The following is a 12,395-nucleotide window of genomic DNA, read 5'->3' on the forward strand; positions in this document are numbered from 1 at the left end:
TCCAATTCCTTTCTATCAGAACTTTAGCACAACATTGACAAGTAAAATCGGCTGAATATCGAATTGCTGATTAAAGTCAAAGATTTCTCTTTCAGCCTCTGCTTGGATAGAGGAGACCTTTTGATGGAAGGCAGTTTGTACCTTCTGAAGCTGTTTCTTTTTCTCCTCAACCTTTTTGCGAATATCAATCTTCTGTAAAAAGTCCTTTGCTGCTGCGGCTTGGGCAGACAGTTGCTCAATTTCCGTTGTCATCTCAGCAATCTGGATGTTCAACTGTTCTCGCTGAATATCAGCCCAATTCTCTACCTTGTGTCTGTTGTAATCCATCACAGGTTTGGATGCCGCTTGATACTTGGCCAACATCTCTTTAACTAGAGTGTCATAAATATCTCTATACTGTGCCATCTCTTCATCCGTTGGCTTAAAGTATCTAACATCCCCATCATCCACTGCCTCAAGTGCGCCAATGATGTCATCCTCGGTGAAGTCAATGTATCTGCCTTGCTCATCGCAGAGCAGCAACACTGGGAAAAGCATTTCACAGTTAGATTTACAAAAAGCGCCGACAAATAAGGTTCCATGCGAACCGAAAGTTTGCTCACCCCAGTTATCAATTTTCCAATAACAGGTTTTCCCTTCGACCTCTGGGTCAGCGACCTGAGACCAATAGTCCACTTCTCGTAGATACCGATCTATATCTTTTTTTGTTTTCTCAAGTGCAGCGCCCTTTGCGCCAGTACTTTCCGTCATTAAAATTGAACGCAGCTGAATGGCCTTTTTGTTGCGCTTAGCATCAAGTTGACGATCTAATTTATCAAATGCCTTTTTGAACTCTGCCCTAGTTCCGCAATGCTGATAAATATCCAGAATTGTTTTTTCAAAACTGCTGCCCGATTCCAGCGCTCCCAATGCAATGTCTGAAGCACCAAATACACCGTCAAACAATTCAAATTTCTTTGAGAGAATCTCATAAACACGTCGATCAGCTTCGTTGCCAGTGTTCAAAAGGTTAATTGCAACAACATCATGCTTTTGGCCATAACGGTGACAACGACCAATTCTTTGCTCGATCTTCTGCGGATTCCAAGGAAGGTCATAGTTGATAACAGTGTTACAAAATTGAAGATTTAAGCCTTCAGAACCAGCATCTGTTACGATGAGGATTCTGGAATGTTCCTTAAAATAATCCACAATAGCGTGTTTATACTCAACTCCGCGACCATAGTTAGTCTTGCCAAAGTTTTTCACCTTCCACGCACGATAGATTTCTTTGGTCATGGCATCGTTAAAGTCGCCATTGAACAAAAGAATATCATCTTCATCGAATCCGTCCTTGCGCAACTCAGAAGCAATGTATTTCTGGGTTCGCTTCGATTCCGTAAACACAACAACCTTTTGCGGAATACCTTGTTTTTCTTGATACTCAAAAGCCGTATGAATAGCAGTTTTCAAGGCTTTTATCTTGGCATTACTTTGGATACGGCTTGCCGTTTCTATGATTGCATTAACCTCATCAATTTCAGCTTGTATCTGCTGCTTTTGAAAAGCGGTATCCTCATCATCGATTTCCTCAAAACCAGATTCATCAATTTCATCTTCTACAAATTCCCAGAATAAATCAAAACCGTCTTGAGCATTTGCTGATTTTGTGCCTTCGTATAACTTTTCAAGCCTCCTTTTCAATACCTCAAATGTTTCTATCAAGGCATAACTTGACGAGGCAAGCAACTTTCGGATAACTAGTACAATTAGCCCCTTATTTGCATTGGGGATAGAATACAAAGCGTCACGCTTTAAGAAGTTGTTCACACGCATATATAGTTCGACTTCATCGGGAGAAAGAACGAAATCAATCGTTCGACATTCTCTTTTTTTGAAGTCCATATATTTTCCAACATCCCGTCTAAGCGTTCGGTACAAAACAGGGATGAGTTCTCTCTTTAGTTCTGCATAGTCCTCGCCTTCGATAAATCTCTTATTGAATACCTTCTCGCTACCGAAAATGCGCGGGTCAATAAAGGAAATCAAACCATGAAGGTCTGACAGGGTGTTTTGTAGAGGGGTAGCTGTAAGCAGAATTTTCGGGATACCTTGAGAAAGGTCATAAAGCCTTTTTGCACGTTTTGTGCCATGAAAAACATTACGAAGATTATGAGCTTCATCAATGATGATAAAGTCCCACTTCACATTAGGAAATCGTTTCATGAGCTTGGAAGAGTAGTCATAAGAAGCCAACACAATTCGGACCTTACTTTTGTCCTCTAGCCAAGTCTTCCATCCCGTAGGTTCACTTTCCACGGTGAAGCGATCCAAAATCGTGGATTCTAAGCCAAATTTTTCTTCTAGTTCAATCTCCCACTGTTTTCGCAGAGTTGCTGGGAGAGCAATCAAGACACGCTTCGCTCCTGAATCCAGTACATATTTGAGTGTAAGACCTGCTTCAATGGTTTTACCGAGACCAACTTCGTCCGCAAGAACAATACCCCCAGTTTTCAAAGCCTGAATCGCAGCACAAAATGCGTTGATCTGGTGGGGATTGATTTCAATGTTAGTATCCAGCAGACAGCGGAAAGGAGATTCTTCCAGCTCTGCTTTTTTGAATTTTCCGTATTGTTCTAAAAGCAAGTTGCTCTCCATCATTATTACTCCTGTCTTTTATCCAGTTGCTCAGCTATGCCTAAAGCGATTCCCTTTGCCATAAGAGGAGGGACCGCATTTCCCACTTGGATAAACTGTGCAGTTCTGGGTCCCTCAAAAAAATAGCTATCGGGGAAGGATTGAATACGAGCTGCTTCTCTGACTGTTATAGAACGATGCTGCTCCATATCTGGATGAATAAAGTAGTGTCCATCTTTTGAGAGATGTGCGAGAACAGTATGGCAGCATGGTTCATCTCCCTCGACAACTTTGAAACGATCCACAAATGAATGCCTATTTTTATGTGTTTTTAGTTCTTCTGGTAAGTCATTGTAGTTCAGGCGCTTGTGTCCATCGTTCCATAGTTCTATTGCTCTTTTATAGATTTCAATATCTCTTTCTTTATTAGGACGGCTGTTATGAAGAGTAAGTACATCTTCCGCAGTTCGTATTGCGGTTTCTGTTACGCATTGACTCCATCCAGTTGTTCGATATTCAGTTGCGCCCTGGCCAGGTGTCAATTTTGGAAGATCAGCCAATAAGTCATTTACCGTGAAAGTTGTCTCTTTTTTCAAAAATGTAGGATAGTTCATCCCACTGTTTTTTAGCCATCCTACTATTATCATCCTACGCCGATTCTGCAAGACACCAAAGTCTTTTGAATTCTGTTCATGCCATTCAATTTCATAGCCAACTCTACGGAGATACTTTGTTAAATTCTTAAAAGTTGTTCCCTCATTCGCAGAAGAAATGCCCATTACATTCTCGAAGACAAACATTCTGGGTTGATAGCGCTTCAAAACTCGTGCGTACAGCTTATACAGCTCATTTCTCGGATCTTCGGACATTGGGCGACTCATATGACTACTTTGCGCACGGCCCACCAGCGAATATGCTTGACACGGCGGTCCGCCGACCACCACATCTACACTCTGAATGTTCCGAATTTTCATAATCCCATCTATGGTTTTGAAAATTCCCGGTAGCGTGTCATCGGACATAGTTTCACAAATAACAGTTTTTACGATACGATTAGGAATTATCTTCAGAAAATCTTCACGAGCAATATCACCACGCAGATAGTGATAATAAATGTCCAACTGATCTGTTTGCTTCAAGTAATAATAGGCGCTGCGTGTGATTAAAGTCTGCGCAGCAAATGCATTCATTTCTACATGGGCTATCGGATTAAAGCCAGCCTGAATAAAGCCTTCAGATAGTCCTCCGGCTCCTGCAAATAAATCTATAAAATTGTAATTGCCCTTGCCGGGGATCTGGTTAGGCATACTGATTCTCCTGTTCTATGATTACTTCTCCTGCTCAAATGCAAGCCAACTACTTTCAAGAGGATCGTAGTCAGCATTATATTTTGAGCAGAATTCTTTAATTTGCCGCATGGTAGACATATTGGGCTTGCTTTTTCCTGTTTCCCAACGGCTTACTGTTGTCAAATTCACATTAAGCTCTTTAGCGAAAGCCTCTTGCGAAAAGAACAAACGCTGCCTTGTCTGTCTAATACTTTCTGCAAATGTCATATTCATCGTCTCCTTGGCCATAAATACGCATGATTACAGCTTAATTTTAGCATCAATTAGGCGTTTGGTCAATAAATATTAAGATTCACCAGAGTTTTTTGATGTTTTATCTTTCTTAAGTAATACTATGAAGCTATACCGAATTCAGGATAATCATGGCAAGCAATGCCCCTGGATAGCCATTCGGCTTCCGGCGCTGCTTGTTGAGGGTATTCCCCCAAGCCCCCATGAACGCAGAATTTCATTCTGCGGCTGCGCGTCCGATGGACGCTATTAGCCCTACCCAGGACAGTTCAGGGCAGGGCTTTTATTCTAAGCAGTATCAATCCCTAAATCTTGTTGTGTAAGCACATATTGAGCCATAAGTACGCTATTTTTCTCTTTTCCATGTTGTAATTTGTATAGACATAATTTCAATCATAAACATAAACAACGCCGGACGCAGAGGCACGCTGCCCCCGCGCCCGGCGCTTTGCTTGACGAAACTATTTATTCTTCAATAGGTGGTTCACAATCCTTTAGGAAAAACCTCAATGACATAACAGTAGTTGTAATTTTATATTTTGTTTCTGTATCGACTTCATCGGCCAAGCCTTCCATCATTTTTTCAATATCGCCAACTTTAACTTTTGCCATTTTTGCAATCGTAGCTTTAGATAGGTGATGGTAGGACATAAGCACTTCCAAAAAGGCACTTGCTTTCAAATCGGATTCTTCACAAGTAATAACATAGAGAAACATGATCTTATCTATTATCGTGTGTTTCCCTACAACACATTGCAAATTTCCGTTGGCAATATCATTGATCTGTGCCACAGATAACCCCAAATATTTTGCAAGGGTGTTTACATTAAACTCATACTTTTCGAGTAATGTTTTTACTTTCTCGGATATATTTTCTATTACGGTCATACCATACCCCTAAAATCAAAGAAAACATTCGTCATCCACTATTTTCTTTTATGCCAAAATAGCAGCAAGTTTCACTGAACAATCTCTAAACAGTAGAATGATGGGTGATTGGGGTCTTTATTGTTCCAATTTTCTGCATCGTTTATTTCCTTGATGTCGGCAACAGTTAAATCTTTAATACTAACGATTTTTTTGCGAATGTACGGCCTATCGTCGTATTCCCAATATCCCAACAGCCAAACTTTCCAAAGTTCTACACTTTCCGTTTGACGGAGAGCGGACTTTATATAGTCGATTATTTGCCTTGCTCGTCCATCGGTGTATAGAGGGAGTTCAAGATATACCCCAAATTTCTTTTCACTGTATATGTTCACATCATCAAACGGAAGCAGAAAGAAATTATCATCTTCGCCACCATCATAGACTACATTAGTATCTATATTGATGTGCAGTGGATAATCCTCCGTAGGTTTAACTTCCGGTAAAGGGCAATTTGCTGCAATAAAAACACAAACACTCATTACAAACATCCCCTTTTCTGTTTATAAGTAAAAAAGTAACATATCCCGCTAATTATGTTTTGTTAGTTCCGTCCCATAATGTTCTGAACTAAAGCCGTTGTTTAAGAATATGGAAAAAAATGGGGTCATCTTGTTATAGATTTCTGTATCAGATGGTTTAGGTAAACTCATAAGCCAATCCTTAAAAGGCTGATTAACTTTTCCTTCAATGATCGTTCCACCATTCCACTTAAAATCTTTTTGGATACCGAACTGTAATGCAAGGTTGATGCATTCTTGTTCCTCGTTCCAACAATGGATTTCAAAAATAGTTGCAGAGGACAATTCCTCATTCATAATTTTTCGCCATTTATTATAGTCATCACATACAATATTGTATTCGCCGTGTTTCATTTTTTTCACCTCTCAAATTCGGAGTTGATACCATAGGCATACTTCTTAGTTTGTCAGCTTACAGAACATAAAATTCACATATATTGTACCACATACATATGAACAATTCTATGTTAATCAGCTTTCGCAGATGTATTGCTTCAAACAAAAACACTTTTATCGGTCACGCTCCTTGTTTTTCTCTTTCTGTCTTTCTTTATCCATCTCCAAAAGTCGATCCACATTAGCCTTCGCCGCCAGTAGCTCCCGCATTTCCTCACGGGAGTGCCTGTACTCGGCATAGGTCTTTTTCTTTTCCTCCAGGAGCCGGGCGTACTCAGCTTGCAGCTCCTTAACTTTGGGGAGCTTCTTGACCCCCATATCATCAAAGGCATTTTTAGCAGCCTGATGGAGCAGGATTTCCTCCTCATGTTCCTCTCGGAATTTCTTGGAGTAACCGGCCTTCCGGTAGGCCACATAGGTGTCACGAGTTTTGGCATAGTTGATGATATGTGTTCGCAGCACGGCGATCTCTGCCATACGCTTTTCCGCTACTTTAATTTTGGCAGATAGCTCATTATGGTGGGCCGTAGCTGCCGCAGCCTTTTCCTCCAGAACCGCATACTCCAACAGGTTATGCTCCGTGAGATAGTTTACGGTCTGTGCCATCTGTTTCAGATTAAAGACCTTGGCCCATCTCGCATATCCGGCACCTTTTCCGGCCTGGAGCTTTGCCTGGATGTCAACCAGCAGATTGACCTTCGGCGGATCTGCTTGCTTGACCGGCTTCCGACGGGGCGTATGCTCCTTTTGTCCGGCGAGGACAGCCAGCAGGTCCTCCAGGGTGTAGCCGTCGCCCAAACTGTCCAGGCGGGACACTTTGCCCCAGCCGGGGAGCTTCAAACGGTAGGATTTGCCGCGCTTGGATACTTCGCAGCCGGATTCCCGGAGCAGCTTCAACAGCTCGTCCAGGTCAGCAGGCTTTTGTGCCAGGGCGTTATCAATAGCAGCACGGAGCAACTCCCGATGGGAGGGCTTCGCCTGATCGCCCAGCCATTGGTCGTAACTTTTGCGGTGGGGTCTTGGGTTTTCGACAATGGACAGTCCGTTCTCAATGCAGATGGTGTCGCTCAGATGCCGGACAGCTTTTGTGCTGCCCCAAAAATTACGGAACTTCCGGTCACAGTCCAGGTTGACCGAACTCCAAATGATATGATTATGGACATGGGCCTTGTCAATGTGGGTACAGACGATAAAGGCGTGTTTGCCCTTGGTGAACCGCTTGGCAAACTCTACGCCTAGCCGGTTCGCTTCCTCCGGGGTGATCTCCCCAGGACAGAAGGACTGGCGTACATGGTAGGCGATTACATCATCTGCGCCCCGGACCCGTCCGGTGACAGCGATATACTGGCGCTTGGCCAGCATAAACTCGGCGTCGGCCACACGGCTATCACACTCATAGCCGGTGATGAGCCTACCGTGGTCGGTCTTTTGCGGGTTGGCCACATAGTCGATGATCTCGCTGATAGCACGGCTCTCGGTTCGGCCCTTGCCGATGTGTAGCGGCATAATGCGTGTGGTTGCCATGAAGTTTCCCTCCTTTCAAAAAATGGGCAGCCTCAGCTGCCCATCTCGTCACGATATGAAATAATCTGCTTCTTTTTCTGCTTAGCGCACCGCAGCGTCGTGGCAGCTCCGCCCCAATCATGGAGAACATACGCTACTACCACATCGCTGACTTCTACCATCCAGCGGTTTCTATGAGAAATCGCAAAACGGCGTGGCACGGTTTCCAGCGGCGGATACACAGTGCTGTCATAGCCAGAAGTGTTCCTCCCGGTGTTGAGATAAGCTAAGACAAGAACCAACTCAATCTGTGGATACTTTTTCTTTTGTTCTCGCAAAATGGATGCCGCTAAACTATCAAACTCTCCATATCCTCCGAGAAATAAAGTTGTTGCTCCTTGCTCAATTAGATTTTGTGTTACTGTACGAAGCCAACTCGCAATCTTATCTTCTTTTGTGATTTGCGAATGACCACAAAATGTTACATTCATACGATGGCACCCCTATTACCATCATACCGCAAATATCCTCATTAGTACAGGTACAGGGACTAATTTTAGCAGAACTGCCCATATACTAAATATAGTACAGTTACAGGGGCGGTGTATTGAATGAAACTAAATGAGGCGGTGAGCAAACGCCTTTCTGAATTACTGGATGAAAGAAATATGACGCAGTATCAGCTGTATATGAAAAGCGGCGTTCCCAAGTCCACCATAGGTAATATCATCAACTGTTCTTACGATTCCGTAAAGTTGCGGATCATTCACGAGATGTGCCAGGGGTTGGAAATTGGGATAGATACCTTTTTTGCATCGCCACTTTTCAAAGAAGATAATCTGGAACCATAAGACCTCCGACGAGCTTCGCCGGAGGTCTTATTATCTGATCTCGGCGGTCACTTCCTCACGGGTTTTCTCCCTCGGTTTCGTCATGGGTGGTCGCTCCTTTCTGCCCATAGGCAAAAGCAAAGAGCAGCCATTTCCATGATTGAAAATAGCTGCTCTTTGCTAATATTTACTTCTGCTTTCTACGATTTTGAATGGTATTGATTATAGCGATAATCAGACATACAGCGGCTAAAATCAACAATAGTTGTTGTATAGGTTCTCCGTTAATTTGCCAATCCGTACTTGTATAATTGACCTGTGCTGCAATCAAACGCACATGGCAATATGTTTCGATAGTTTCTTCACAAAAACGCATAATTGCATAAAGCAAAAGTGAAATAACAGACAAAACTGCAAACTTGTCTTTAAGTATAACCTATTTTCCTTTCCAGTTTATTGTAGTTTATTCCATTCTTTGTGTACCTAATTGTAACTGTTCAACCTTTAGTTTTGCCGTATCACTATCCTTTTGAAAATTCTCTATTTCTGAACTCTGAATAGATAAAATGATTTCATCACCAACCTGCAAATCATCAAAGGATATGTCTTTTAATTCATGTGTTTCATAATTGCAGAAAATCATTGGAGTTTCCGAACAGTCAATAAGACACTCTTGCTGCAAAAATCCTTTCTTATCACTGCCTTTCACAGTTATGGTTTTGGTTGTGTCATCAATTTCAGTGATTACCGCATCTATTCCTAAATGCAAAACATCATCTTTTGAAGAACCACATGATACCATTGTGGCTAAACAAATAAGCAAGCACAACATTGCTGCAATTTTTTTCATTTTATCAATCTCCTTTCTACCGTCTGGTTGTCCGTCCTGTTATATCCTCCAGCAGAAAATTCATTTGCCGAATTTCGTTTTTACTACATCCGCAATTATGCTTATTATAATCCTAATTGCCAATAAAGAATATAAAAACAGAACTCCTTTCCAAGAGGAAATCCAGCCTATTTTCCAAAATACGATACATAAAAAAGCCAATATAGCGATAGCAATAGCAACATCTCTTAATTTGTTTTTCATATGTGACACTCCCATCAATTACCGGTTTTATCTGCTTGATTATATTTAATTTTATCACAAGACTATGAACAAATCTACATTGTTTCAGCCTGTCGGCAGCGTTTTGCTCCGTTATGCAGCTTTCTGGTCTTCCTCGCTTTATGGGGCGGTCAGACGGAAAGAGAAGCGGCCTTTCTCAATATCAAACTCCATGCAGCCCGTTTCCGGATCTGCGTCGGTCACTCCTCGCAGGTTTTCTCTCTTGGTTTCGTCATGGCTGGTCGCTCCTTTCTGTCCGATAAACGGCGGCTGTTGCCAGCCGCCGCCTACATGGAGGGAATGAATTGTAAATTCACTGGTCAATCTGCAAGCCCATTATAGGGTTCATTGACAATGACGCTTCCTTCGCTATCGTTCACCTTGGGAGAAGCCGTAACATTGGATATTGTCCAAGATCCAATAGCGACCAACAAAATATAGAGTACAACGATAACAGCTATGATTCCAGCAACCACTTTCACTATCCCAACAGGGAAAGCTAAAATTGCGTTACACTAAAAGTTGCCCTCTCCGTTAATGGGAGAGGGCAACTTTTATCCATAAACCAAATCCTGTATTGCAAACTTCAAATCCTGCACCTTGCCCAGCAGCCAAAAGGCCAGCTTCGGCAGCCCAAAGGGGCTTATGAGAAACGCGATCACCAACAGGATAAGGCCGTTCTGCGGGGAGTATGTCACCAGGACGGCCACGCCCAGCAGGGCGATTACCGTACTGAGCAGCCCCAGCACCAAGCCGGATACATAGACCATCCCCACACAAATCCAGATGGCCAGGGTGAGCAGCAGGATCACCGGCGCAATCACAATCTTCAAAATCAGTTTCAATGCGGTCATTTCATGGCCTCCTCTCGACGATCCAAATACTTCTGGCACAGACGGCGGACCTGTTCCTCGTCGGCCTCGTTTTCTTCCCGGCGTCCCTTTGTCAGCTGAATGGAGGCAAAAGATTCATACTCGACCAGCAGATGGTCAAACAGTTCCTCCGGGGTCCGACACACATCACCCTCGCAATAGGGCGGGTCCGGGGGTGAACCGTTGAAGGACACGCAGACATATCCATATCGGCTCTTGTAGACTTCCAGCTCCATATCCTGTGCCAGATAGTCCTCGAAAATCTCTAAAACCTTTTCAAAGGTCAACATCGGTATCTCAACTCCTTTGTGAGATGTGAGAACACTTTGCTATCTGCCTTTATTATCCGGCAAGCACCAGAAAAAGGCAAGGATGCGGACAAAAAGAAAAAGCGGAGGAAGGCGCGGCGAAAAGAACGCCGTTCCTTCCTCCGCAGATGGGATATATACCCCTCACGATAGATTGGAGAGCTGGGTCAGGATTTCCTTCACGCCCTCCCATAGCTGCTCCTGCCGCTGGGCTATATCCTCCAGGTCAGCGTCGTAGACACGCCCGGTCTCATGTACTCGGCGGGTAAGCTGGTTCAGATTGTTGCTGCTCCGGCGCAGCAGGGACACCAACTCCTTCAGCTCCGGCAAATCCAGCTGCACCACATAACCGTCCAGCGCCATCTTTCGTAGATAGGCTTCCCGGTTCTTCGTCCCAACTTGGGACATCTTCTGCTCGATCAGCGCCAGCTCCTCCGGGGAGACCCGGAAATTCACCTGGACATCCCGCTTACGGTTGGGGGCACTCACCGTTCCACCTCCTGTTTCTTCGGCAAAGCAGGCTTGTGGGCGGGCGGCTCCTGTTTGAGCTTTTGCAAGACGGAGCCTTTCTCCGGCTCCTGGAACATTTTACGCGCCTGCCGTGTAAACAGATCGGTCAGTCCAGGATTGACTCCATCCACAACCAGATAAGCACAGTGGCGCGAAGTGCCGCTGTCCTCCGGCATAGGAATGGTCTTTGCCCAGGCTTTGTTGTCACGGGAAACACGGCCATCGCTGTCCTTATGCTGGATGGTGTTGGCAAGGATGAACTGTACTCGTTCCGCCCCGAACTTTTCCAGCACATCTTTGACCGCAGCCTCCGCATCCAGCCTGTTATCCGCATAGTGGGTGCTGATGGCGTGTTCAATGACCTCTTTACAGTCGAGGTTTGCCTGATAAGAGCAGTTATATTGTGCCATCTCCCCATGCTGGGACGCATAGGTGGCAGAATGGAGATAGAGAGGGATGGACCGCTGTTCTACCAAAACCTTGCACACATCATCCGCTCGGTTCTCGATGCTGTCCCGGATCACATCCATGTATCCGGTTTCCGACTTTCCAAAGTAATGGAATATATCTGCCAGGGGTGAGGGGGAATCTAAAAGTGCCTGAGCCTGCGCGTCTGTCAGTTCCAATTCCTCCATGCACATCAAAATATCCTCCCGGATGGTGTACTCGCAGGCGTGGTTCAGGACTTCTGCCGGGGGCTGGCTTTTCAGCCAGTCCCGGTATTTGTCCTGCTCAGCGGCCATCTTCTCATAGAGGGCCGTATTCAGATCGTTGGTATTCATATTATCACACCTCCTTTTCGTTATATGAGAGAGAAGCAGGGACGGTTTGGTTCGCCCGGTCTATCTGTTCTTGGGGGTGGTACATGGTTGATACCTCGCTTTCTGTGGTTGAATTATTCATAATTCTTGAGTATAATGAAATTGACAAAACCAGTATTGGAGAGGGGAAGAAAAGTGAAAAAACTTATTTTAGGTATAGCAGTTATGGCAATCGGTGCTATTAGCACAATTTCTATTATTGTTGCGACAGTATTATCTCCGTTAAATCCGTACTCTTACAATGGTGTTGACGGATGGTACGGTTGCCTTTTAGGAATGGATTTGGTTATGCCATTTACCGTTTCTATCATTGTTGCGATTATCGGATTGGCGATTGCAGTATGGGGAGTATTTGATAAGAATAATTAAACCTATTACCTACCCTCAGATTGGAAAGTAC

The 12,395-nt window shown here is 44.0% G+C and carries 17 protein-coding genes; 2 read left to right on the plus strand and 15 right to left on the minus strand.

Annotation, left to right across the window (positions count from 1 at the left end; genetic code table 11):
* Positions 1-15: 15 nt before the first annotated feature.
* From drmD to WHJ28_RS09720, 8 genes are all read right to left on the minus strand, one after another.
* A complete protein-coding gene (gene drmD, locus WHJ28_RS09685; RefSeq protein WP_340041958.1) occupies positions 16-2,640 on the minus strand; it encodes a DISARM system SNF2-like helicase DrmD in 2,625 nt (874 codons plus the stop codon).
* Between the two features lie 2 nt (positions 2,641-2,642).
* Positions 2,643-3,923, minus strand: a complete 1,281-nt coding sequence (locus WHJ28_RS09690) for a DNA cytosine methyltransferase (RefSeq protein WP_290570377.1) — start codon at positions 3,921-3,923, stop codon at positions 2,643-2,645.
* A 21-nt stretch (positions 3,924-3,944) separates the two neighbouring features.
* The gene (locus WHJ28_RS09695; protein WP_290570376.1) at positions 3,945-4,172 is read right to left on the minus strand and encodes a helix-turn-helix domain-containing protein; all 228 of its coding nucleotides are present in this window, start codon (positions 4,170-4,172) and stop codon (positions 3,945-3,947) included.
* Positions 4,173-4,661: 489 nt separating this feature from the next.
* Entirely contained in the window at positions 4,662-5,084 is a 423-nt protein-coding gene (locus WHJ28_RS09700) for an HTH domain-containing protein (protein WP_340041959.1), read from the minus strand.
* Between the two features lie 71 nt (positions 5,085-5,155).
* A complete protein-coding gene (locus WHJ28_RS09705) occupies positions 5,156-5,605 on the minus strand; it encodes a hypothetical protein (RefSeq protein ID WP_340041960.1) in 450 nt (149 codons plus the stop codon).
* A gap of 48 nt (positions 5,606-5,653) precedes the next feature.
* On the minus strand, positions 5,654-5,998 hold the full coding sequence (locus WHJ28_RS09710) for a hypothetical protein (RefSeq protein ID WP_340041961.1): 345 nt from the start codon (positions 5,996-5,998) through the stop codon (positions 5,654-5,656).
* A 156-nt stretch (positions 5,999-6,154) separates the two neighbouring features.
* The gene (locus WHJ28_RS09715; protein ID WP_340041962.1) at positions 6,155-7,564 is read right to left on the minus strand and encodes a relaxase/mobilization nuclease domain-containing protein; all 1,410 of its coding nucleotides are present in this window, start codon (positions 7,562-7,564) and stop codon (positions 6,155-6,157) included.
* A gap of 32 nt (positions 7,565-7,596) precedes the next feature.
* A complete protein-coding gene (locus tag WHJ28_RS09720; RefSeq protein ID WP_340041963.1) occupies positions 7,597-8,034 on the minus strand; it encodes a hypothetical protein in 438 nt (145 codons plus the stop codon).
* 120 nt (positions 8,035-8,154) lie between these two features.
* Here WHJ28_RS09720 and WHJ28_RS09725 point away from each other — a divergent pair, with 120 nt between their 5' ends.
* Positions 8,155-8,394, plus strand: coding sequence for a helix-turn-helix domain-containing protein (locus WHJ28_RS09725; protein ID WP_125116840.1), 240 nt, complete (start codon positions 8,155-8,157; stop codon positions 8,392-8,394).
* 442 nt (positions 8,395-8,836) lie between these two features.
* On the opposite strand, the gene WHJ28_RS09730 is transcribed toward WHJ28_RS09725, so the two are convergent.
* The 7 genes from WHJ28_RS09730 to WHJ28_RS09760 form a co-directional block, all read right to left on the minus strand.
* Complete coding sequence (locus tag WHJ28_RS09730) at positions 8,837-9,223, minus strand: hypothetical protein (protein ID WP_340041964.1); 387 nt, start codon at positions 9,221-9,223, stop codon at positions 8,837-8,839.
* A 60-nt stretch (positions 9,224-9,283) separates the two neighbouring features.
* Complete coding sequence (locus tag WHJ28_RS09735; protein ID WP_340041965.1) at positions 9,284-9,466, minus strand: hypothetical protein; 183 nt, start codon at positions 9,464-9,466, stop codon at positions 9,284-9,286.
* 138 nt (positions 9,467-9,604) lie between these two features.
* Entirely contained in the window at positions 9,605-9,808 is a 204-nt protein-coding gene (locus WHJ28_RS09740) for a hypothetical protein (RefSeq protein ID WP_340041978.1), read from the minus strand.
* Positions 9,809-10,038: 230 nt separating this feature from the next.
* Entirely contained in the window at positions 10,039-10,338 is a 300-nt protein-coding gene (locus WHJ28_RS09745; protein ID WP_340041966.1) for a CD1845 family protein, read from the minus strand.
* Positions 10,335-10,646, minus strand: coding sequence for a hypothetical protein (locus WHJ28_RS09750; protein ID WP_044946414.1), 312 nt, complete (start codon positions 10,644-10,646; stop codon positions 10,335-10,337). The genes WHJ28_RS09745 and WHJ28_RS09750 overlap by 4 nt, the downstream gene beginning before the upstream one ends.
* Positions 10,647-10,808: 162 nt before the next feature.
* A complete protein-coding gene (locus WHJ28_RS09755; RefSeq protein ID WP_340041967.1) occupies positions 10,809-11,153 on the minus strand; it encodes a plasmid mobilization protein in 345 nt (114 codons plus the stop codon).
* Positions 11,150-11,956, minus strand: coding sequence for a DUF3848 domain-containing protein (locus WHJ28_RS09760; RefSeq protein WP_340041968.1), 807 nt, complete (start codon positions 11,954-11,956; stop codon positions 11,150-11,152). The genes WHJ28_RS09755 and WHJ28_RS09760 overlap by 4 nt, the downstream gene beginning before the upstream one ends.
* A gap of 174 nt (positions 11,957-12,130) precedes the next feature.
* Between WHJ28_RS09760 and WHJ28_RS09765 the strand changes: the two genes are divergently transcribed.
* The gene (locus tag WHJ28_RS09765) at positions 12,131-12,364 is read left to right on the plus strand and encodes a hypothetical protein (RefSeq protein ID WP_083870444.1); all 234 of its coding nucleotides are present in this window, start codon (positions 12,131-12,133) and stop codon (positions 12,362-12,364) included.
* Positions 12,365-12,395 lie beyond the last annotated feature (31 nt).

Source organism: Flavonifractor porci, from assembly GCF_037572415.1.
Lineage (GTDB): Bacteria > Bacillota > Clostridia > Oscillospirales > Oscillospiraceae > Flavonifractor > Flavonifractor porci.

Bases quoted from the DNA above. Each gene is read 5' to 3' on its own strand.
- drmD (WP_340041958.1), bottom strand. From the start codon at position 2,640: ATGATGGAGAGCAACTTGCTTTTAGAACAATACGGAAAATTCAAAAAA.
- WHJ28_RS09690 (WP_290570377.1), bottom strand. From the start codon at position 3,923: ATGCCTAACCAGATCCCCGGCAAGGGCAATTACAATTTTATAGATTTA.
- WHJ28_RS09695 (WP_290570376.1), bottom strand. From the start codon at position 4,172: ATGACATTTGCAGAAAGTATTAGACAGACAAGGCAGCGTTTGTTCTTT.
- WHJ28_RS09700 (WP_340041959.1), bottom strand. From the start codon at position 5,084: ATGACCGTAATAGAAAATATATCCGAGAAAGTAAAAACATTACTCGAA.
- WHJ28_RS09705 (WP_340041960.1), bottom strand. From the start codon at position 5,605: ATGAGTGTTTGTGTTTTTATTGCAGCAAATTGCCCTTTACCGGAAGTT.
- WHJ28_RS09710 (WP_340041961.1), bottom strand. From the start codon at position 5,998: ATGAAACACGGCGAATACAATATTGTATGTGATGACTATAATAAATGG.
- WHJ28_RS09715 (WP_340041962.1), bottom strand. From the start codon at position 7,564: ATGGCAACCACACGCATTATGCCGCTACACATCGGCAAGGGCCGAACC.
- WHJ28_RS09720 (WP_340041963.1), bottom strand. From the start codon at position 8,034: ATGAATGTAACATTTTGTGGTCATTCGCAAATCACAAAAGAAGATAAG.
- WHJ28_RS09725 (WP_125116840.1), top strand. From the start codon at position 8,155: ATGAAACTAAATGAGGCGGTGAGCAAACGCCTTTCTGAATTACTGGAT.
- WHJ28_RS09730 (WP_340041964.1), bottom strand. From the start codon at position 9,223: ATGAAAAAAATTGCAGCAATGTTGTGCTTGCTTATTTGTTTAGCCACA.
- WHJ28_RS09735 (WP_340041965.1), bottom strand. From the start codon at position 9,466: ATGAAAAACAAATTAAGAGATGTTGCTATTGCTATCGCTATATTGGCT.
- WHJ28_RS09745 (WP_340041966.1), bottom strand. From the start codon at position 10,338: ATGACCGCATTGAAACTGATTTTGAAGATTGTGATTGCGCCGGTGATC.
- WHJ28_RS09750 (WP_044946414.1), bottom strand. From the start codon at position 10,646: ATGTTGACCTTTGAAAAGGTTTTAGAGATTTTCGAGGACTATCTGGCA.
- WHJ28_RS09760 (WP_340041968.1), bottom strand. From the start codon at position 11,956: ATGAATACCAACGATCTGAATACGGCCCTCTATGAGAAGATGGCCGCT.